Source organism: Caproicibacter sp. BJN0012, assembly GCF_035986805.1.
In the GTDB taxonomy this organism is placed as follows: Bacteria; Bacillota; Clostridia; order Oscillospirales; family Acutalibacteraceae; genus Caproicibacter.
In genome coordinates this window covers 128,742-149,855 of sequence record NZ_CP142518.1, presented here as the reverse complement: position 1 = coordinate 149,855, position 21,114 = coordinate 128,742, and the positions used below count along the sequence as shown (strand labels likewise).

At 59.1% G+C, this 21,114-nt stretch carries 20 protein-coding genes and 1 pseudogene; 16 read left to right on the top strand and 5 right to left on the bottom strand.

The window, feature by feature from the left end:
• Window positions 1-7: 7 nt before the first annotated feature.
• The 13 genes from VA597_RS00720 (at window position 8) to VA597_RS00660 (ending at window position 13,951) form a co-directional block, all read left to right on the top strand.
• Complete coding sequence (locus VA597_RS00720) at window positions 8-1,342, top strand: S41 family peptidase (RefSeq protein WP_326974932.1); 1,335 nt, start codon at window positions 8-10, stop codon at window positions 1,340-1,342.
• Between the two features lie 156 nt (window positions 1,343-1,498).
• Window positions 1,499-1,984, top strand: coding sequence for a transcription elongation factor GreA (greA, locus tag VA597_RS00715; RefSeq protein WP_128741152.1), 486 nt, complete (start codon window positions 1,499-1,501; stop codon window positions 1,982-1,984).
• Between the two features lie 121 nt (window positions 1,985-2,105).
• The gene (gene lysS, locus VA597_RS00710) at window positions 2,106-3,617 is read left to right on the top strand and encodes a lysine--tRNA ligase (protein WP_128741151.1); all 1,512 of its coding nucleotides are present in this window, start codon (window positions 2,106-2,108) and stop codon (window positions 3,615-3,617) included.
• A gap of 7 nt (window positions 3,618-3,624) precedes the next feature.
• Window positions 3,625-4,323: a hypothetical protein gene (locus VA597_RS00705; protein ID WP_128741150.1), complete on the top strand. Its 699-nt coding sequence runs from the start codon at window positions 3,625-3,627 to the stop codon at window positions 4,321-4,323.
• A gap of 264 nt (window positions 4,324-4,587) precedes the next feature.
• Window positions 4,588-5,277 (top strand): response regulator transcription factor, encoded by a 690-nt coding sequence (locus VA597_RS00700; protein ID WP_128741149.1) that lies wholly within the window; start codon window positions 4,588-4,590, stop codon window positions 5,275-5,277.
• A 27-nt stretch (window positions 5,278-5,304) separates the two neighbouring features.
• Window positions 5,305-6,822, top strand: a complete 1,518-nt coding sequence (locus VA597_RS00695; protein ID WP_128741148.1) for a sensor histidine kinase — start codon at window positions 5,305-5,307, stop codon at window positions 6,820-6,822.
• 12 nt (window positions 6,823-6,834) lie between these two features.
• Complete coding sequence (locus VA597_RS00690; protein WP_128741147.1) at window positions 6,835-8,598, top strand: trypsin-like peptidase domain-containing protein; 1,764 nt, start codon at window positions 6,835-6,837, stop codon at window positions 8,596-8,598.
• 161 nt (window positions 8,599-8,759) lie between these two features.
• Complete coding sequence (locus VA597_RS00685) at window positions 8,760-10,049, top strand: FAD-dependent oxidoreductase (RefSeq protein WP_128741146.1); 1,290 nt, start codon at window positions 8,760-8,762, stop codon at window positions 10,047-10,049.
• Window positions 10,050-10,445: 396 nt separating this feature from the next.
• Window positions 10,446-10,814 (top strand): Na-translocating system protein MpsC family protein, encoded by a 369-nt coding sequence (locus tag VA597_RS00680; protein WP_128741145.1) that lies wholly within the window; start codon window positions 10,446-10,448, stop codon window positions 10,812-10,814.
• A gap of 78 nt (window positions 10,815-10,892) precedes the next feature.
• Complete coding sequence (locus VA597_RS00675) at window positions 10,893-11,681, top strand: ABC transporter ATP-binding protein (RefSeq protein WP_128741144.1); 789 nt, start codon at window positions 10,893-10,895, stop codon at window positions 11,679-11,681.
• 17 nt (window positions 11,682-11,698) lie between these two features.
• Window positions 11,699-12,586, top strand: a complete 888-nt coding sequence (locus VA597_RS00670) for an ABC transporter permease (protein WP_128741143.1) — start codon at window positions 11,699-11,701, stop codon at window positions 12,584-12,586.
• Window positions 12,587-12,609: 23 nt separating this feature from the next.
• Entirely contained in the window at window positions 12,610-13,647 is a 1,038-nt protein-coding gene (locus tag VA597_RS00665; RefSeq protein WP_128741142.1) for an ABC transporter substrate-binding protein, read from the top strand.
• Between the two features lie 136 nt (window positions 13,648-13,783).
• Complete coding sequence (locus VA597_RS00660) at window positions 13,784-13,951, top strand: hypothetical protein (RefSeq protein ID WP_164918900.1); 168 nt, start codon at window positions 13,784-13,786, stop codon at window positions 13,949-13,951.
• A 28-nt stretch (window positions 13,952-13,979) separates the two neighbouring features.
• Here VA597_RS00660 and VA597_RS00655 read toward each other — a convergent pair whose 3' ends face one another.
• Window positions 13,980-14,930: a DUF4349 domain-containing protein gene (locus tag VA597_RS00655; protein WP_128741141.1), complete on the bottom strand. Its 951-nt coding sequence runs from the start codon at window positions 14,928-14,930 to the stop codon at window positions 13,980-13,982.
• A gap of 241 nt (window positions 14,931-15,171) precedes the next feature.
• Here VA597_RS00655 and VA597_RS00650 point away from each other — a divergent pair, with 241 nt between their 5' ends.
• On the top strand, window positions 15,172-16,344 hold the full coding sequence (locus VA597_RS00650; protein ID WP_164918899.1) for an MFS transporter: 1,173 nt from the start codon (window positions 15,172-15,174) through the stop codon (window positions 16,342-16,344).
• Here the strand turns inward: VA597_RS00650 and VA597_RS00645 are convergent.
• Both VA597_RS00645 and VA597_RS00640 read right to left on the bottom strand, forming a co-directional pair.
• The gene (locus VA597_RS00645) at window positions 16,319-16,567 is read right to left on the bottom strand and encodes a hypothetical protein (protein WP_128741139.1); all 249 of its coding nucleotides are present in this window, start codon (window positions 16,565-16,567) and stop codon (window positions 16,319-16,321) included. The two genes, VA597_RS00650 and VA597_RS00645, sit on opposite strands and share 26 nt — an antisense overlap.
• A gap of 83 nt (window positions 16,568-16,650) precedes the next feature.
• A pseudogene (locus VA597_RS00640) lies at window positions 16,651-17,538 on the bottom strand (MFS transporter); the annotation flags it as partial.
• Between the two features lie 141 nt (window positions 17,539-17,679).
• Between VA597_RS00640 and VA597_RS00635 the strand changes: the two are divergent.
• On the top strand, window positions 17,680-18,432 hold the full coding sequence (locus tag VA597_RS00635) for a DUF2087 domain-containing protein (RefSeq protein WP_128741136.1): 753 nt from the start codon (window positions 17,680-17,682) through the stop codon (window positions 18,430-18,432).
• Window positions 18,433-18,495: 63 nt separating this feature from the next.
• Here the strand turns inward: VA597_RS00635 and abc-f are convergent, their stop codons facing one another.
• Together abc-f and VA597_RS00625 are read right to left on the bottom strand one after the other, a co-directional pair.
• Entirely contained in the window at window positions 18,496-19,974 is a 1,479-nt protein-coding gene (gene abc-f / locus VA597_RS00630; protein ID WP_128741135.1) for a ribosomal protection-like ABC-F family protein, read from the bottom strand.
• Between the two features lie 307 nt (window positions 19,975-20,281).
• Complete coding sequence (locus tag VA597_RS00625) at window positions 20,282-20,593, bottom strand: hypothetical protein (protein ID WP_128741134.1); 312 nt, start codon at window positions 20,591-20,593, stop codon at window positions 20,282-20,284.
• Window positions 20,594-20,765: 172 nt separating this feature from the next.
• On the opposite strand from VA597_RS00625, the gene VA597_RS00620 reads away from it, so the two are divergent.
• Window positions 20,766-21,110 (top strand): GIY-YIG nuclease family protein, encoded by a 345-nt coding sequence (locus VA597_RS00620; RefSeq protein ID WP_128741133.1) that lies wholly within the window; start codon window positions 20,766-20,768, stop codon window positions 21,108-21,110.
• The last annotated feature ends 4 nt before the right edge of the window (window positions 21,111-21,114 follow it).

The following is a 21,114-nucleotide window of genomic DNA, read 5'->3' as shown; positions in this document are numbered from 1 at the left end:
GAAGGCAATGGGCAAAAAATTCTCGCTGGGCGCGGCGGTGTCGATTGCGGCCGTCACGGCGGCCGTCACGGTTTCGCTCACTTACGTCTACGCGATGGACAGCTTCAATTCGAAGGTGGCCGACATCAACGAGCGCCAGGCCATGTATCAGAAGCTGAGCGAAATCGACCAGAAGGCGAGACAGGATTTCATCGGCGCCATCGACGAGTCCGCTTTGACGGACGGCATCTGCGCCGGTTATGTCGCGGGGCTGGGAGACTCCCACGCGCAGTATCTTTCCGCGCAGAAGTACAAGGAATATCTGGCGGCGAACAGCGCGAAAAGCATCGGCGTCGGGATCAGGACCGTGCAGGATGAGGACGGGAACATGGAAGTGACGGAAGTGCTGCCGAATTCTCCGGCGGAAGCGTCGGGACTCAAAAGGGGCGACGTGATCGTCTCGATGGACGGGAAGGAAGTTGTCCGCATCACCTACGGCGACGCGCTGAACAAACTGGACGGCACGGCGGGGACCAAGGTGGCGCTGGGAGTCCTTCGTCCGGGCGCTCAGACAGGCTCCGCTTCCTCCGCCTCTTCCGGCGCGGCGTCGCAGAGCCTCACGTTTACGGTGACGCGGGCGGAATATACCGACCGGACCATCACCTATTCCATGATCAACGGAAACGCCGCGTATCTGAAAGTCTCCGAATTCACGGAGGATACGCCGACGAATTTCAGCGCTGCGCTGAACAAGCTGATCGGCGGGAAAGCGTGCGGCATCATCGTGGATCTGCGCAACAATCCGGGCGGCAGCGTCGATTCCGCGGCAAAGGTTCTGGATCTTCTTCTGCCCGCGGGAAATACGGTCAGCAGCCGGGACAAAAGCGGGAAGGTCACGGTGGAGTACGCCTCCAAAACCGGAGAGGTCGATCTGCCGGTCAGCGTCGTGATGAACGGCAGCACCTACGGCGCGGCGGAAATTTTCGCGGCGGACATCAGGGACTTCAAAAAGGGGATGCTCGTCGGGGAGAAGACGGCCGGATACGGCACAAAGGACGAGGCGGTGCCGCTTTCCGACGGCTCCGCGATGATCCTTTCCGTCGCGGATTACCTTACCGTCGGAGGCGCGGCGTTCCAGGGGACCGGCATCGAGCCTGATATCGGAAAGAGCCTGACCGACGCGCAGGCGGGCCTTCTCACGCGCAATCAGCTTCCGTTTGCAGAGGACCCGCAGATTCAGGCGGGCGTGACCGCGCTGATCCGGCAGGGCGCCGCGGTGCAGCGGGCGCCCGGCGTTTCCGGTTCCGCGTCTTCGGCGTCCTCGGCATCCTCGGTGCCGGCTTCCGGCGCCGGCGCCGATTGAGCGGTGGGGCCCTCGGATTCGCCCCGGATTTTGTTGACAGAACGGGTTCGCCTTACTATAATGGAATTATTCTGTTTCGGCCCTGTTTGTAACGAGGTTACAGGCAAGGCCGCAAATATCTGATTTTAATGTCCAGGAGAAAAGGGTGGTAATAAAATGGTCAAACAGGTGATCCTGACAAAAGAGGGCCTTGACAAGCTGGAAAGTGAGCTTGAAGAGCTGAAAAGCGTCAAACGGAAAGAGGTCGCTGAAAAAATCAAGGTCGCCCTTTCGTTCGGCGATTTGTCCGAAAACAGCGAATACGATGAGGCAAAAAACGAACAGGCAATCGTCGAGGCCCGCATCGCGGACATCGAAGTGATGATGAAGAATGTCCGCGTGATCGACGAAAGCGAACTGAGCGGCGAGAACGTGCACATCGGTTCAAAGGTGGAGCTGCGCGTCGTAAATCCGAAGACCGGCGGCAGCAATGTGGTCAATTACCGGATGGTCGGCTCCAATGAGGCGGACCCGGTCAACGGCTGCATTTCGGATGAGTCCGTGGTGGGCAGGGCCCTCCTGGATCACGGGATTGGCGATAAAGTCACGGTGGAAGTGCCCGCCGGAGTCATGGAATATGAGATTCTAGCCATATCCAAGTGAAAACTGCGGGCAGGAACGGCCGGGAGGCTTTCCTGCCCTTTTTCCATTCCGGCCCGCCGGACCCGCACTGAAACGGCGCGGCGGGAAATTCCTCATCACTAAAATATTTAGGAGAATGAACATGAGCGACGGCACAATGGAACTGACAGGAAATGCGGAAAATCCGGAGAACAGAAGCGAGGCGGAGATCCGGAGGGAAAAGCTGACCGCGCTGCAGAAAGCGGGCAAGGACCCCTTTCACATCACCACCTGCCCCCACGACTGTTCGGCGCAGGAGATCCGGGACCGCTTTTCGGAGCTGGAGAACAAGGATGTCTGCATCGCGGGCCGGATTGTAGGATGGCGCGATATGGGCAAGGCCGGGTTTATGGACCTTTCCGACCGCAGCGGCCGGATCCAGGTCTACATGAAGATCGACCAGGTCGGAGAGGAAAGCTACACCGACCTGAAAAATTTCTGGGATGTCGGCGATATTATCAGCGTCAGGGGGTATGTGTTCAAGACCCGCCGGGGGGAGATTTCCGTCCATGCGAAGGAAATACGGCTTCTTTCCAAATCGCTTCTGCCCCTGCCGGAAAAATTCCACGGCCTGAAGGACACGGACCTGCGGTACCGCCAGAGGTATCTCGACCTGATCATGAATCCGGAAGTCAGGGATACGTTCTTAAAGCGCAGCGCCATCATCCGCGCCATCCGCGACGTGCTCGACGGCCTGGGCTATGTGGAAGTCGAGACGCCTGTTCTGAACACCGTCGCGGGCGGCGCGGCGGCCCGCCCGTTCGTTACCCACCACAACACCCTCGACATGGACATGTACCTTCGCATCGCGACGGAGCTGCACCTAAAGCGCCTCATCGTCGGCGGCATGGAGCGGGTGTATGAAATCGGCCGCTGCTTCCGCAACGAGGGCATGGACGTGAAGCACAATCCGGAGTACACCAGCCTGGAGCTGTACGAGGCCTATACCGATTACCACGGCATGATGGACCGCACCGAGCTGCTGGTCCAGGAATGCGCCAGGAAGGCCTGCGGCACCGAGCATGTCACCTGGCAGGGCGAGGAAATCGACCTTTCAGGGGAGTTCGCCCGCCTTTCGATGAACGACGCGATTCAGAAATACGCGGGGATTGATTTCCTCTCGTTCAAGGGCGACGACGAAAAGGCGCGCGAGGCCGCGGGGCAGCTCCATCTGGAGCTGGGTCCCGCCGACAAATGGGGCGACATCATGGCGAAGGCCTTCGAGGCGACCGCCGAGGATAAGCTCGTCCAGCCGACGTTCATCTACGATTATCCGGTGGAGGTTTCCCCGCTGACGAAGCGCAAGCGCGGCACGCCGGAGCTCGTGGAGCGCTTCGAGCTGTTTATCAACCGCTGCGAATTCGCCAACGCCTATTCGGAGCTGAACGACCCGATCGACCAGCGCGGCCGTTTTGTGCACCAGGCGGAGCTTCGCGCCTCCGGCGAGGAGGAGACCGACGTGATCGACGAGGATTTCCTGACGGCGATGGAATACGGCATGCCGCCGACCGGGGGAATGGGAATGGGCATCGACCGCCTTGTGATGCTGCTGACGGACAGCGCCTCCATCCGCGACGTTCTGCTGTTCCCGACGATGAAACCGCGGGAGGACTGACGTTCCGATGGCACGGGAGGGCCTCCTGATTCATGGAGACGGGGAATATCCGGAGCCGCAGAGTCCAACACCGGATACTCCGAGGAAAAAATGGGAAAACTTCTGGTATTACCACAAATGGCACGCGCTGGTTCTGCTTGCGGCGGCGGTTTTCCTGATTTTTCTGGCGCGGGACCTGACGCGCCCCGGGGCCGATTATGAAATCGGGCTGGTCACGGCCAACGGTTTTCCGCAGGAAGCCGTCGGCCTGCTGGAAAAAAACATTGCAAAGTGCGGCGAGGATTTAAACGGAGACGGCCGCGTGACCGTGCAGATCGACAGCTACGCGGCCGGCGCGGAAAACGGCGGCTCCGGGATTCAGGCCGCCAACCAGGTCAAGCTGGAAGCGGATCTCTCTGCGGGAGACTGCATGCTGTTCCTGACCGACGCGGATTCATTTTCTCAGCAGCAGAGCAAGCTGGGAATGTTCGCCAGGACGGACGGCAGTACGCCGGAAGCGGGCGAAAGCGGTCCCGGAGGGATGCGAATTCCCCTTTCCGGGCTGAAAGCTCTGGCGGGGCTGTCCTACCGGACGGCGGAGGGAGAAAACCTGATGGAAAGGCTGGGCCTGTCCCTGCGGGTTTACAGGGACACCGCGGTCGATGGGAAAAAAGACGCCTACTGGAACGCTTCCCGGCGCCTGTTCCAAAAACTCGCTTCCGGATGATGTCTCTTTGCCCTCTTTCCGGATCGGTTCAAAATAGCGCGGCGCAGGTCCTGCTGCCGCGTTTATTTTGCATTTTACGCGAAAAACTTTTAAAATATATTCATAATTTCATTCCCAAATCTATTATAATCAAATTATATGAAACCCTGGCGTGCCTGCACAGAATTGCCGGGCGCGTCCGGACGCAATTCCGGCGGATAGGGACAAGACTCTTGATTTTTAATACAAGGCCTGATACAGGCGGAGTGAGGAAGGGAGATCAAAATGGCGGCGGGAAAAATTCTTGTGGTGGACGACGACCAGAATATCTGCGAGCTGCTGCGGCTGTACCTGGAAAAAGAGGGATACGACGTGGTGCTGGCGGACAACGGCAGAAAGGCGCTGGATGAGTTTGATAAGGAAAACCCGGACCTGATTCTGCTGGACATCATGCTTCCGGAGCTGGACGGCTGGCAGGTCTGCCGGGAAATCCGGAAAAAATCGCAGTGCCCCATCATCATGCTGACCGCGAAGGGCGAAGTGTTCGATAAAGTGCTGGGCCTGGAGCTCGGCGCGGACGATTACGTGGTCAAGCCGTTCGAGGCGAAGGAGGTCGTGGCCCGCATCAAGGCCGTTCTGCGCCGGCTGGGCAAAAACGGCGGCGAGGCCGTGAAAGAGGTCAAATACGACAAGCTCTCCATCAACCTGACCAACTATGAGCTGAAGGTCAACGGCGTTCAGGTGGACACGCCGCCGAAGGAGATGGAGCTGATTTATCATCTGGCCAGCAATCCGAACCGCGTGTTTACGCGCGACCAGCTTCTCGACGAGGTCTGGGGGTTCGATTACTACGGGGACAGCCGGACGGTGGACGTGCATGTCAAGCGTCTGCGCGAAAAGCTGGAGGGCGTTTCGGACCAGTGGGAGCTGAAAACAGTCTGGGGCGTCGGTTATAAATTCGAGGTGAAAGAATAACCGGAGAACCGCCTCCGGGGGGATGCAATGCAGAAAACCCTTTTTAAAAAATACCTGAGGATCACTTCCCTGGTCATCCTTATCAGCTTCTTTCTGCTCAGCTTCGTTCTGCTGATCGCGATTTCAAGCTACTGGAAGACGGAAAACCAGAATCTTCTCCGGAAAAACGCGGAAAGCGTCGCCCGGATCGCGGCCGACAGCGTGATCACGGTCAACCGAAACGAGTATCAGGTGGACGGGGTGAGGATGCAGACCTTTATCCTTGCGTTTGCGGAGAATATCGACGCGGACATTTTCGTCACCAAGCTGAACGGGCAGACCCTGCTGGCGGCTTACGGCAGCGGCGGAAACGTGGACTCCACCAAACGGGTCAGCTCGGAGATCATGCAGAAGGCGCTGAGCGGCGGCTATTCCGAGCAAGGGACGATGAACGGCTTTTACAACCAGAAATATTATATCGTCGGAGTGCCGATTTCCGTCACGGTGAGCGGAACTCCCGTGCAGATCGGCGCGGTGTTCGCGGCCTACAGCGTGAAATCATTCAACGCATTCCGGCTGGACGTTCTGAAGATGATCATCTTCGCCGCGCTTGCGGCGTTTGCGATCTCCTTCTGCGTGATCTGGCTGTTTTCTTACAAGCTGGTGCAGCCGCTGCGAAACATGGCCGCCGCCGCGCGGTGCTTCGGGGAAGGAAATTTTTCCGTGCGCGTGCCGGTCGCGAGCCAGGACGAGATCGGCCAGCTTTCGGTGGCGTTCAACAACATGGCGGATTCTCTCGCGTCGGTGGAACACGTGCGGCGCGATTTTATCGCGAATGTGTCCCATGAGCTGAAGACGCCGATGACGACGATCGCCGGATTTATCGACGGCATTCTGGACGGAACCATTCCTCCGGAAAAACAGAACCAGTACCTCCGCATCGTTTCGCAGGAGGTCAAGCGCCTTTCGCGCCTGGTGCGGACCATGCTGGACCTTTCCCGCATCGACAGCGGCGAGCTGAGGCTGCGGCCGGCGCGGTTCGACCTGATGGGCACCGTGCTCTCCGCGATGCTGTCGTTTGAAAAGGCGATCGAGGATAAAAAGATCGAAGTCCGGGGGCTGGAAAACGCCGAAAGCCTGTTCGTGGACGGCGACCCCGACATGATTCATCAGGTCGTGTATAATCTGATCGACAACGCCGTAAAATTTACAAATGAGGGCGGCTATATCGAAATCGGCATCCGTCAGGAAACGGACCGGACGACCGTTTCCGTTGAAAACAGCGGCGACGGAATCTCTCCGGATGAACTGCCGATGGTGTTCGAGCGTTTTTACAAGACCGACAAGTCCCGAAGCCAGGACAAAAAGGGCATGGGGCTGGGCCTGTACATTGTGAAGACCATCATCCGGCTGCACGGCGGCGAGATCACCGCCCAAAGCGTCTGGCATGAAAACTGCCGGTTTGAATTCTGGCTCCCCAGGCGGATCGAAAAACCCCGCGAAGACCAGCGCCATCTGGTGGAAACCCGCGGCGAGGAACCGAAGGAAGAACCGAAAAAGAAATGAAAGGGCTTTTTTATGAACGACAACGGCTTTGATCCAAACAGTGAAAAAGACCCATGGGAATACGGAGACCGTCAGCAGGACGAGGCAAAACAGGAATCGGCGCCGCAGGACGCCGCGGAGGACGGAAAAGCGGAGGACGGTGAAGCTTCGGCTCCTCCTCCGGAAGAGCCAGAGGAGGAACCCCGGCAACCGGCTCCGCCCGAAGGAGAGCCCTCCGGACAGAGCGCGCCGCCGCCTCAGGGGGAAAAGCCGCCGGAGTCCGCGCAGCAGGGACAAAATCCGGGGCAGGCTCCCGGACAGCCGCCGGTTCCCCCCTATGGGCAGTACGGAACGCCCCCTTACGGGGGGAACGGCTACGGGCCGTATGGAGCGCCCTACGGCTCTCCTTACGGCGCCCCCTACGGACAGCAGCAGAATTACGGCGGCTACGGAAATCAAAACGGGAGCCAGCCGGGAGGCGCGCAGTACGACAATCCCTACGGCCAGTCGTACTGGAATTATTCCGGCGGCGGGCAGTACGGCCAACCGAGCCAGCCGCCCGTGCCGCCCAAAAAAATGGGGACCGGCCTGAAGGCGCTTTTCTGGGTGCTGGGCGTGCTGGTCGTCGGACTGATCGTCGGGACCGCCGTTTACGGATACCGGATCTCAAATCAGAATCCGGCGGCCGCAAGCAGCGAAAATTCAGCTTCCTCCTCCGCTTCGGGAGAACAGGGCGGTATTTCTTCCTCCCCCTCTTCCTCCGGCAGCCTCATCGGCGGCGTGGAGGGCGACGGAACCAATCCGAATGCAGGCGGGATCGCGGTGCAGCCGCATCCGTCCGGCGGCGAGCTGACCGCGACGGAGGTTTACAAGCGGGTGATTCAGAGCGTGGTCGGCGTTCAGACGACGATCCAGCAGAGCGGCACCAGCGAAGGAACCGGCATTATCGCCTCTTCGGACGGCTATATCCTCACCAACGCGCACGTGATCAACTATTCCAAGAGCTACCCCGTCAAGGTGATCCTGCATAACAACAAAGGTTACGAGGCAAAGGTCGTAGGATACGACAAGACCTCCGACCTGGCGGTGCTGAAAATCAACGCGACGGGGCTTTCCCCGGCGACGTTCGGCACCGTGGACGGCATGCAGGTGGGCGACCAGGTCATCGCGATCGGCAATCCCGGCGGAATGAGCTTCGCCGGCTCCCTGACCGGCGGATATATCTCGGCGCTGGACCGCTCGATCGAGGAGCACAGCGACAACGGCATGACCTATATCCAGACGGACGCGGCGATCAACCCCGGCAACTCCGGCGGGCCGCTGGTGAATCTGTACGGGCAGGTCGTCGGCATCAATTCCAACAAAATCGTCGCGACGGGCTACGAGGGCATGGGCTTTGCGATTCCTGTCAGCCGGGCCAAGACCATCATCGATGACCTGGTCGCCCACGGCTATGTGTCCGGCCGCACCCGGCTGGGCGTCAAGGCCAAGACGGTTGAGGAGCTCTACACGCAGCTTTACGGATATCCGCAGGGCGTGCTGATCGTCGGCATTGATTCCGACAGCTCCCTGAAAAACAGCGGCGCCGTCCAGGGCGACATCATCACGGAAGCGGACGGGACGAAAATCACCGATATGGACGGCCTGTACGCGGTCCTGAACCGGCATAAGCCCGGCGACACGATCAAGATGAAAATTTATTCCACCTCCCTTTCCGAAACCGCGGGCGGCGGCAAAGCCGGCGCCACAAAGGAAGTCAGCGTAAAGCTTCTGGAAGACAAGGGAGAAACACAGTAACTTCCTACCGGCCGGCCCCGCGGGGGCCGGCTTTTTGGCACGCTTGGCCGAAAATGTACTGTCAGAGTATCTCCGGAGCGCGGCTGCGCATGATAATATCGAGGCGGCCGCGGGGAGGTTCTTTCCTTCGGGCTGTGGAGTTTTCGAAAGGAGATGCCGGTATGGGACAGAAGAGACGGGCGGTGATCGCCGGGGGCGGCTGGGCCGGCTGCGCCGCGGCGGTATCCGCGGTAAAATGCGGGATGGAGACGGTTTTGCTGGAGCGGACGGATCTGCTGCTCGGCACGGGCCTGGTCGGCGGGATCATGCGCAACAACGGGCGTTTCACGGCGCAGGAGGAGTGCGCCGCGTTCGGAGCCGGAGAGCTGTTCCGCATCACGGACGACTATGCCCGGCACCGTGACGTCGATTTTCCGGGGCACAGGCATGCGAGCCTGTACGATGTAACCAGGACGCCGGCCGCGGTCGAACGGTATCTGAGCGAAATCGGCGTTCAGGTCGAGTATCAGGCGCGCGTGCGGAAGGCGGAAGCGGCGGAAGGGACCTTGCGCAGCGTGACGGACGACAGGGGAAGGGTCTTTGAAGGCGATGTGTTCGTCGACGCGACCGGCTCCGCCGGGCCGCCGGGCAACTGCGCGCAATACGGCAACGGCTGCGCGATGTGCGTCCTGCGATGCCCGAGCTTCGGCGGGCGGGTCAGCCTGACGGCGCTTGCCGGCGTGCCGGAGATTCAGGGGAAAAACGCCGAGGGCGGGACGGGCGCGATGAGCGGCGCCTGCAAGCTGCTGAAAGAGTCTCTCGCGCCCTCCATCGTGGAGCGCCTGGAAGCGGCGGGGGTCGTGATTGTCCCTCTCCCGAAGGAGCTTGTTGAGGACCACCTCGCGAAAAAAGCGTGTCAGCAGTACGCGCTGCCGGAGTACCGCGAAAATCTGATTCTGCTCGACACGGGCCACGCAAAGCTGATGGCCCCGTTCTTCGATCTTCACAGGCTGCGGCGGGTGCCCGGCTTTGAAAACGCGAGCTTTCTCGACCCTTGCGCGGGCGGCCGCGGGAATTCGGTGCGCTTTCTGGCGATGGCGCCGCGCGACGATTCTCTTCTGGTACGCGGAATGAAAAATCTGTTCTGCGCGGGGGAAAAAGCGGGGTTGCTCGTCGGCCACACGGAGGCGATCGTCACGGGGTCGCTCGCCGGGGTCAACGCCGCGAGGACGGCGTCCGGAGAGGCGCCGCGGGTTCTGCCGCGGGTTCTCGCCTGCGGCGAGGCCATCGCCTTCGTCCGGGAGCAGATGGGCTCCGAGCAGGGGCTCTCCAGGAAATACACGTTTTCCGGTTCCGTACTGTACGAGCGGATGAAGACGCTCGGGCTGGATTCCGCCGACCCGCAGCGCATCAGAGAACGGGTGGAAAACCTTGGGCTGACCAATGTTCTGCGTCCGCGGATCAGCGCCTGAGCCTTCCGGGGACGGCGCTTTTCTTTTGATTGTTTTTATTGAACCGGTGTCAATTTTCCCGGATTGATCTATTATGGTATCAGATGTGAAAGAATCAGGAAACGCAGCGATTGGAACGCTGAGAGAAAAGACGCTTTAAGGAGCACTTAAAGCGTCTTTCTTTGTATCAAGAATTTCATGGCGATTGACGATCATTGAAAAAGCGTTTGCGCCAGGGGGCGTCCTCGGCGCCGGCGCCGGGGACGTTTTGCGTCCGAAAGAGGGCAGGAAACGAAGATATTCCCGCGAGATGCCTTCTCACGGACCGCGGGAAGAAAATCCTTTCTTTGCGTTGGAAAACAACGCCGGCTTGCCGGCGGGGATCTTCTTGGTTACAAAAGGAAAAGGGGGCGCGCCATGGTCGCCGGTACTTTCAAGCAGGAAATTCTGAAAGTATACAACAGTGTCAACAGGCAGATTTTCAATACCGGCGTAAGGCAGCAGAATGTCGAGTTTGCCGGCAGCAAAATCATCATTCTGTCCCTGAACACCCGAATTCCCGCTCTAAAGCTTCTGGACGACAAACATTCCGGCACAACGGACTATATGGATCACCTGCTGACGCAGGTTTTTAAAAAGGAAATTAAAACAGCAATAGAAAAACGGTTTCATCTGAATGTAATCGCCGTTTTCAAGGACTATGACGCGGCGTCGGAATTCTCCGGCACGATCCTATGCCTTGACCGCGATGTAGATGCCTGTCTGAATGAACTGCCGGAGCTTTGAGAAAAAGAGCCGGCGCGAAAGCCTGCCCGGGGTCTGCCCGGGGCGGGCCGAATCAGTTCAAGAAAGGAAGAGTTTTGAATGCGCGAACCCTGTAAAATCGAAGTGACCGGGGTCAGCAAAATTTTTCGCAAAAACGGAACAAACGTGGCCGCCCTGGCGGAAACGGACCTGGCCGTTCAGGAAGGGCGTTTCGCGAGCATCATCGGCCCGTCCGGCTGCGGAAAGTCGACCCTGTTTCATATTATCGCCGGGCTGATGCCGCCGACCGCGGGGGACGTCACCGTCGACGGGCGGAGTATTGTAGGAAAGGCCGGAACAGTCGGCTATATGCTGCAGAAAGACCTCCTGCTGCCCTGGCGAACCATTCTGGACAACATTATCCTTGGGCTAGAGATCCGCGGCGTGCCGCGCGCGCAGGCCGTGGAGCGGGCCCTTCCCCTGATGGAAAAATACGGGCTGGGGGGCTTTGACAGCCATTACCCGAACGAACTCTCGGGCGGAATGCGGCAGCGGGCGGCGCTGCTGCGCACGCTGCTGTATGACCGCGATATCCTGCTGCTGGATGAACCGTTCGGCGCGCTGGACGCCCAGACCAGGCTTTCGATGCAGAACTGGCTGCTTGAGATCTGGCAGGATTTCGGGAAGACGATCCTTTTTGTCACGCACGATATCGACGAAGCCGTCTACCTCTCCGATGATATTTATGTCTTTTCGCAGAGACCGGGGCGGGTGCTGGCGAAAATCGAGGTGCCGATCGCACGCCCGAGAAAGCCGGAGGATCTGACGACCCCGCGGTTTATGGAACTGAAACATCATCTGCTGGAGCTGCTCTCCGCCGGGCAGGCTCGGGCGGAGGAAATTTCATAGGGACGGGAGTGAAAAAAATGGCTGTCATCAATCAGGAAACCTGTTGCGCGGTTCGCCGTGCGGCGGACGGCGAACCTTTGCGGGAAGAAGAGAAGACGGCGCGCCTGATCGAATCCTACGACGGGGAAACAGAGGAAAAAAAGCGCAGGCGGCGGGTGCTCGCCGGAAGAATTCTGGTGGGTGTCCTTCTGTTCGCCGGGTGGGAATTCTTTACCCGCATCGGCTGGCTGGACTCCTATTACTGGAGCTGCCCGAGCGCGATCCTCCAGACGGCGTGGGTACAGATGACCCAGGGTACGCTGCTGCGCGATATTGTCTACACCTCCGGCTCCACAATCATCGGTTTTGTCGCCGGCACGCTGACCGGCGCCCTGCTGGGCCTGTCGTTCTGGTGGTCGAAAACCTACGCCGGGATCAGCGAGCCTTTTCTCATCATCCTGAACGCGCTGCCGAAGCTGGCGCTCGGCCCCGTTCTGGTCATCCTGTTCGGCATCGGCTTCTTTTCCAAGGCCGTGCTCGCCTTTCTGATGACCGTGGTGACCAGCGCGATTTCCGCCTACGGCGGGGTCAAGAGCGTGGACCCCGCGCTGGAAACGCTGATGGTGTCCCTCGGCGCGAAGCGGCGGCAGGTCTTTTCAAAGGTCGTCGTGCCGTGGTCGATGCCGTGGATCATCTCCAGCCTGCGGATCAACATCGCGCTGGCTCTGGCAGGCTCCATCGTCGGCGAGTTCATCTCCTCCGAACAGGGCGTGGGCCGCATGATCATCTACGCGGGCACGATTCTCGATATCAACCTGGTCTGGGTGGGCGTGTTCGTCCTTTCCGTTCTCTCCATGCTGATGTATTGGGGAGTCATTCTTCTGGAAAAATGGTTGTCCAAACGACTGGCGATCATTTCCTCATAAATCTTTTTTGGAGGGAAAACAAGATGAAAAACAGGTGGATCTCTTCCGCGGGCAGAAAACTGCTCGCGGCCGCGGCCGGCCTTGCGGTTGTGCTGCTAACGGGCTGTTCGGCAGCCTCCCCGGCGCAGACGGATTCCCAGGCGGCGCAGCTGAAAAAGCTCGTCATCGCGGAGCCCGTGCATCTGAGCGGCTACCTGCCGCTGTATGTCGCGCAGCACGAAGGATATTTTAAGGAACAGGGACTGGACGTCAGGGTGATCCAGGCGACCGGCGGCAACCATGTGACGGCCGTCGTCAGCGGCGACGCCTGGGGCGTGATCGCCGGAGTCGATTCCATCGCGCTGGGCAACAAGAACAATTCCGACCCGGTCACCGCGGTATGCAACTGCGTCAACCGTGCGAACGTGTATCTGTTCTCCAAAGAGGGAACGGCCCCCAAGAGCGGGAACAATGCGGACCTGAAAGAGTTTCTGAAAGGAAAAAGCATTGTCGCGGGCCGTCACGGCGGGAGTCCGAACCTTCTGACACGCTATCTGCTGATCAATCTGGGGCTGGACCCCGAGAAGGATGTGCGCCTGGTTGAGAATGCCGACGCCGCCACGGTGGTCTCCATGCTGCAGAACGGCAACGGGGATATCGGCAACGGCGCGGAGCCGCAGATCTGCGAGGGAATTTCCAAGGGAATCTGGGAGGAGCCCTTCTACAAGTTCACCGACCTCGGCGATTTCTCTTACTCCGTGCTCAGCGTGAAGAAATCGACCATCGAAAAGGACCCGGAGACCGTGCAGAAGTTCGTGAGCGCGATGAAAAAGGCCCTCAAAGTCGTCCAGGACGACCACGATACGGCGAAAAAAGTGCTGAAGCTGGAATTCCCGACTCTTTCCGATGCTGAAATTCAGGCTTCCCTCGACCGCGCCTACCAGGATAATCTGTGGAGCCCGGACGGGATCATCAGCAAGCAGGCCGTCACGACCGACATGGATATGCTTTTAAAGACCGGCATTTATACCGGGAGCTATTCCTACGACACCCTGGTGGATATGGAATTTGTAAAGAAATAACGGCAGAAAAGCGCGCCGCTTCGGAGGACGGATTGATTTCTTCCGAAAAAGCGCGCTCTTATTTTGTCCGCGGGGAATAGTTTTCCCCGCCCCGCCGTAGATTTTAGTAACCGGCGGCGCGGAGGGAGGAAAACACATGAGCATCCTGGCGGGAGTCACGATTCTGCTGTCGTTTCTCGGCCTTCTGGCCGCCGTGCGCGGCGGGGAGCGGGAAACCCTGCTCCAGGCGGTCACGGCCCTGCTGCTGTTTCTGCTGTCGCTGTGCGCCGGCGTGCTGGCTTTTCTGTTCCTGGTCTGGTATTAGGTTTCGCCCGGCAGGCCGGGAGAGGCGGCTACTTCGCGTCCGGCTTGCCGGATTCTTCTTTGCCGGGTCCGCCGGGGAGGGTGCTCCGGCCCTTTTTGATTTTCCGGCGGAAGAAGAGCACTGCGGCGCCGATGACGGCCGCAACCGCCAGAAACGGAAGGGCCGCCGTGACGGCGAGGACAAGATAACGGCACGCCTCCCCAAGCGCGCGCAGCGAGGCGCGGAAGATGGAACCGACCTGTCCGCCCAGGCCCTTCGCCGGAGGCGCGGTGATCGCCGCGACCTCCTTGACCGCAACGGTTACGGTGGACAGGCTGATGAGGGAATCCCACTGCTTGAGCTGCCCGGTGAGCTGTTCGATCTCGTTCTGCACCTCCGTCAGGCGCTTTTCAATCGCAAGGACATCGTCGATCTTTTCGGCTTTTCCCATCAGCTCCAGGATCCGGTCCTGCTCCGCGCGCAGCGTTTTCAGCCGCGTTTCGGAATCAAAATAATTCTGCGTCACGTCCTGCCCGGCGACGCTCTTGCGGACCACGCTGCCGAGGTTCCCGGCTCCGGTCAGGAACTCGTCCAGCCGGTCCGACGGCACCCGCACGGTGAAGGAGGCGCTTCGCAGCGCTCCGCTGCCGGAGGCGTCCCCCTGGACCGTGGAGCTCTCGATGTACCCGCCGAACGACGCGGCCAGAGTCCCCAGCTTCTCGTTGGCCTCATCGTAACGGGTGGTCTGAAGGTCCAGATCCGCGCTCCTGATCACCTTGCGGGAGTCGGAAGCCGGCCTGCTTTCGGCGGCGGACCTGGCAGAGGCTTTCTGTGCCCCGTTCTCCAGGCCCGCGGCGTCCGCGGCGGCGTATTCCGTCCCGGAGGACGGCGAGGCGGCATTCGTCCGGCCCGGAGGAGCGGAGGCGCCGGAGGCGCACCCCGCCGCGGCCGTCAGGCAGAAGATCGTCATCAAAAGCATAAAAAATCCTGCTTTTTTCAATGGAATCCCCCTTTCGTTTTTCGGATTTTCATTCGATTCTCATTCTACACGAAAAACGGGGCGGAAGCAAGGCGGCGGGTCCGCTCTTGACTTTCCGCGCGGAAAATCATATCATGGAACCAGTATAAAATCTGTAACGGGAGAACCGCCATGAGAAATCCAACCTGATTGTTTTTTTGCATGTCCCGGCCCGCAGACAGCGGGCCTTGTTCCGATGCAAAAAACAGTCAGGAGGATTTTTTTGTTTAAAACTAAATATCAGATTTATTATGTCATTGTCCTTTTGCAGGGCATGGTGTTTTACGCGCCCGCGGCGGGCCTGTACCGGGTGGAACGCGGGCTGAGCGTGTTCCAGATCACGCTGATCGAGAGCGTCTCCCTGCTGCTGATGATCGCGCTCGAACTCCCGATGGGATTTCTGGCCGAGCGGACCGGGTACCGGAGGACCATCCTGATCTGCAACCTTCTGTATTTTCTTTCCAAGCTGGTATTCTGGCGGGCGGACAGCTTTGCGCTGTTTCTGCTGGAGCGGGCGGTTCTCGCCGTTGTGTGCGCGGGGCTGTCCGGGTGCGATTCGGCCTACCTTTACGCCTGCGCCGGCAGGGAACGCAGCGCGGCGGCGTTCAGCCTTTATCACGCTTTCACGGCCCTGGGAATCGTGATTGCCGCGCTGGTGTTTACATTCGGGATCGGCGGGGATCTGAGCCGTTCCGCCGGGCTGACGGCGGGAACCTACGGAATTGCCGCCGCCCTTTCGTTTCTTCTTCCGGAGGCCGGGGGGCCGCGCGCGGAGCCGGTCCCGTTCTCACGGGCGGCGCGGCTGCTGCGGTCGGAAGGCCGGAATGCCCTGCGGTTCCTGCTCTATCTGGCCGCGTGCGCGCTGCTGACCCAGACGGTGCAGACGGCGGCGGTCTTTCTGAGCCAATTGCAGTATCGGGAGTGCGGGATCGCGGTCGAAGCGATGGGCCTGTGCTATCTCGCGGTGCAGGGGGCGGCGCTCTCCGCCGTGTTTTCCCATCGGATTTCCGCCCGGATCGGCGAAACGGCGTTTACCTCCGCGCTTTTCCTGCTTGCCGCTGCCTCATGCGCCGTTTTATCGGTCACCCGGAATGCGGCGCTTTCGACTTTTTGCGTCGCGGCTTTGAATGCCGCCGCCGCGCTGCTCGCCCCGGCGGCAATGACAGTCCAGAACCGCCAGAGCGCAGCTGCCTTCGCGCGCGCGGCGGTTTTGAGCATTTATTCGATGGCGGCCGACGGCTTTTCCGCTCCCGTCAGCGCGGCGCTCGGGAAGGCGGCCGGCTCCGGCCTGAGCCGCGCGTTCGCTCTCGGCTCCGCTTTCTGCGCGGCGGGGCTGGTCCTGTACCTCGTCTGGGCGCGCCGGGGCGGAGTCATTCGCGGCGCGTCCCGGAATTGATCAGGTCTCGGAACGGCTTTTGGAACGCGAAGAAAGAAAAACAAAGCAGATTGATGAAATTGCAGGTAAAAATCAGGTATTTGATAGGAAAAATTTCGGCGGCGGCCCCGGCGGCGGCAATTCCCATAGGGGCGATCCCATGGGCGCCCATGGAAATAAGGGAAAACACTTTTCCCCGCATCTTTTCCGAAACGCTTCGCTGGACGGCGGTCAGAATCAACACATTGACGACGGAGTTCCCAAATCCGGCGGCACATGGAAGAATCAGGCCGGCTCCGGGCCCGGCAAACGGGAACAGCGCGTTCAGGACCGTGTCGCCGCGGCCGCCGCAAGAAAGAGGGTCATCTGTTTCCCGGATGGAATCCGGAAAACGGAGGTGAACAGCATTCCCATCAGGTTGCCCGCGCTGATTGCGCCCGCCGCGATTCCATATCTCTGAATTCCGAATCCCGGCGTGCTGAGAAACAACGGCTGAAGCAGGAGAAAGGAACCGCTTGCAAAGAAATTAAGAATAAAGGCCATGAGAATCAGATCTTTTAAGCCTGTGAATTTCGCGGTGTATCCGATTCCGCTTTTCAGATCTTTCCAAAAGGAAAGCGGTTCGGAACCCGCCTTTTTGTTTTCCGGCGGATTTCTGACCTTCAGGAAAAGGGACAAAAATCCTGAGAAGAGATAGGAAATCCCATTCATCAGAAACATTCCTCCCGCGCCGCTGAACCGATACAAAAATCCTCCCAACGAGTTTCCGGCGGTCTGCGTGAGGTTCTGGGCGACATTCAGGGCCGAGTTCGCCCGCATCAGCCGGTCCGCTCCACGATGCGGGGAATCAGCGATTTGACGCAGGGAGTAAAGAACGCGCCGCCGATGCTGAGAATCGCCCCCGTTACGCAGAACACCCACAGAGGAGGATGGCCAAGGCAGGTCCATGCCGCCGTTGCGGTCATGGAGGCCCCGCGAAGAAGATCCGCAAAAACGAGAATCCGCTTCTGATCCATCCGGTCGATCACCACGCCGGCGAACGGCGCGGCGAGCAGTCCGGGAACGGCGGAGACGGCGACTATCATTGCCATCAGCGCGCTGGAGCGGTACGTTCGCAGAAGAAAGAATCCCAGCGCGATTTCATACAGGGCGTCCCCCGCCGACGAGACGAACTGACCCTGTAAAAAAAGCAGGTAATTCCGGCGTTTTTTCCAACGGCCCATTCGGTTCCCACCCTTGCAGACAATAAAAGCATCATACACATTGAAAATTTGTTTGTCAATGTGTAGACGAAATTAAAAATTGTTTACATATTTGTAAAATCGTGATATGATATCAAAAAAGAAGGGGACGGAAATGGAACTTTCGGAACTGTTCTGGAGCGCGTCGGTCGAAGAAATCGCGCGCGGATATGCGCTGCGGGACGGATTTTACATCTGCCTGATCTGCGGGGAGCGATTCGAGGACGGGGCGGTGTATCAGGATAACTGCGCCTTTTATGAGGCGAGAAAGTATATTGAAAAACATATTGCCGCCGAACACGGTTCGGCGTTTGATTACCTGGTCGGCCTTGACAAACGCTGCACCGGTCTGAGCGAGGTCCAGAAGGAGTACCTGATCAGCGCGTATCAGAGGCGTTCCGACCGAGAAACGGCGAAAGAAATCGGTTGCAGCGAATCGACCGTGAGGAACCATCGGTTTAAGCTGCGGGAAAAGGCAAACCAGGCAAAGGTTTTCCTCGCGATTCACCGGCTTGTGGAGCAAAACGCCGCAGAGGAGGGGGCGGGGCGGCTGCTCCCCGTGCCCAAAAGCGCCGCGATGGTCGATTTGCGGTACGCGGTGACCGAGGAGGAAAGCGAAAGAATCCGGCGCGCGTATTTCGATGAAGCGGGGCATCTGAAGGAATTCCCGGCAAAGGAGAAGAAAAAGCTTGTGGTGCTGCGGCAGATCGCGGCGCTGTTTGCGCCGGGACGGGGATACACTGAAAAAGAGGTCAACCGTTTGCTGCAAAGGATTTGCGCCGATTACGTCACGGTTCGCAGGGAATTGATCGAGTACGGCTTCCTCGACCGCAAAAAAGACGGCTCCTGTTACTGGGTCCGGGCATAAAAAAAGAAGCTCCATTTTTTAAATGGAGCCCCGGGTTCCGCCGGGAGAGGCCGCGCGGTGTTTTCAGAGATCGGCAAAGCCTGTCGCAACCGCTTCCTGGAACGCGCGGTCATGCTCGACCAGAAGCATGGTCGGGGAGGCGGATAAGATCATTTCCTCAAGCTGCATGCGCGAAAGCAGATCGATATAGTTGAGCGGCTCGTCCCAGACGTAAAGGTGCGCGGGCTCGCACAGGCTGGCGGCGAGAAGCACCTTCTTTTTCTGTCCCTCGCTGTACCCGGCCATGTCGCGCTCGAACAGCCCGCGCGAAAAATCCAGCTTGCGCAGGATGGAAAAGAGCAGGGTTTTGTCGATGCCGCGCGATTCGGCGTATTCCATGAGCCCGCCGCTTAAAAAATCGGCTTCCTGCGGCACATGGGAAACGGTCAGCCACGGCCCAATCCACAGGCTGCCGGTGTGGTCGACCGGCTGCCCGGTCAGCAGCTTCAAAACACTGGATTTTCCGCAGCCGTTGCGCCCGCGCAGAAACAGCCGGCCGCCCGCGTTCAGGCGGAACGAAACCGGGCCGCAGACTTTGCGGCCTCCATAATACAGGCAGAGGTCCCGCGCCTCCAGCAAGGTGCTTTTCGGAGGAGACAGGGGATGGATTTTCAGGTCCTCCGCCGTGTCGAGATCTTTCAGAAGCGCGGACTGCTCCCGCGCCGCCTGTTCGCGCCTTGCCTGGATCGTTTTGGCGCGCTTCATCATTTTGGCGGACTTGTGACCGATGTAACCCCGGTCGGGCCGCAGGCCGGAATTCTTCGTGCCGTATTTGGTCTGCTCCACGCGGTCCGACCAGCCCGACGTCCGAGCGGCGGCTTCGGACAGGCGCCTGGCCGTTTGCTCCAGCTTTTGGTGCTCGGCCAGTTCGAACTCGTCCCGGCGGCGCTTGTTTTCCAGGAAGGACGAGCAGTTTCCCTTTTCCAGCTCGATGGTTTTGCGATTGATCGAAAGAATATGGTCCACGCAGCCGTCCAGAAACGCCCTGTCATGCGAAACCAGCAAAAATCCGCGCTTTCCGCGCAGATAGCGGGCCGTGCGCCCGCGGGCTTCCAGATCGAGGTGGCTGGTCGGTTCGTCGATCAGCAGAAAGCGGTTTTCCCTTAAAAACAGAGCGGCCAGCAGCACTTTGGTGCGCTCCCCCCTGCTCAGGGTGGAAAAGGGCCGTCCGGAGGCATCCTCCGAAACGTCCAGAAGGGACAGCTCCCGCTGAGCGCGCCAGTCCTCGCAGCCCGGGACCATCCCGCGAATCAGCTCCAAGGCGCTTTTCGATTCGTCCGGAACCGAAAACGGGAAATAGTCGAATGCAATGCCGGAGGAAATGGTTCCGCGGTATTCGTATTTTCCCATCAAGAGGTTCAGCAGGGTGGTCTTGCCCTTCCCGTTCCGCCCGATCAGCCCGAGCTTCCAGTCGGTATCGAAATCGAACGATGCGTTTTGAAAAATGGGCTCCGGGCTTCCATCATAGGAAAAAGTAAGGTTTGAAATTTGAATCAGAGACATGGAATCCTCCCGAAAATGCGCAGGGGCCGCGGGAAACCTCACTCCCCGCGGCCCTTTGCAACGAAAGGACTCCATCCGCCGGCGTTTGCCGGCGGATGGAGCTCCCGAAAAAAAGGAGCTTTCGGATGCGCAGATTCTCCCGCAGCCGCACGGCGACAAAGACAGCCTGGAATCAGGCCGTCCAACCGATTGGCGAACTGTAATCAGCGGGAAAAATGGCGCATCCTTTCAACTCCCATCTTAAATTTCTAAAGCAATCATACCCCGGAACGTCGTCTTTTGTCAAGATCATGGCCGGAAAGAAAATCTACCAAAGGCTGTTTTGGGTTCCGCAGTCCGGGCATTTGGGAAAATCCAGGCCGTATTTCTTGTAACAGTTCGGACAGACAACTTTTTGAATGTCCTCTTCTTCCGGTTCCATCGGCGGCGGATCAAGACGTGATTCCAGATCGGACACCCGCTCCATCAGGTCGCCGACCGCGAGGAAAGCAAGCCCCAGGGAAAGCCCCAGCACCATGCCAAGGAATTGGAAAAAGGTCAGGTCCTTTATCGCGAGGAGAAAGAGCAGAATGCTGCCGAGAACCACAGCCCAGCCCAGAACCTTAAAAAATTTGACCATAGACGCTCCTCAAAAATAGTCGACCGAGAATTCACATCTTAGTATCCTCATAACAACAAATTTTCCCAGATTTTCAATTTAAGTTCCCGAATGGGGAATTTGCAAACCAAGTCCGCCTGTGATAAGATAAAAATAACTGCGGCGGCGCTCCGCCGCGGAAACGGAGAAATACATGGAAAAGCAGGAGAAAAAGGAACGAATCAGCGAATACCGGGAACGCAAAAAGATCGGCGGGATCTGTGGGATCCGGAACACAAAAAACGGGAAAGTCCTGCTGACCGCCGCGCCGGATCTGCGCGGCTTCCAAAACCGGTTTGAATTCGCCCAAAAAACCGGAAGCGGGCTGAGCCTGAAGCTTCAAAGGGATTGGGACGAGTTCGGCGCGGAGGCGTTCCGGCTGGAGGTCCTGGAAGAACTGGAGCAGAAAGAGACGCAGACGCCGAAGGAATTTTCAGAGGACCTGAAAACACTTCTGGAGCTCCGAACGGAGCAGATGGACCCAAAGACGCTGTACTGAGAGG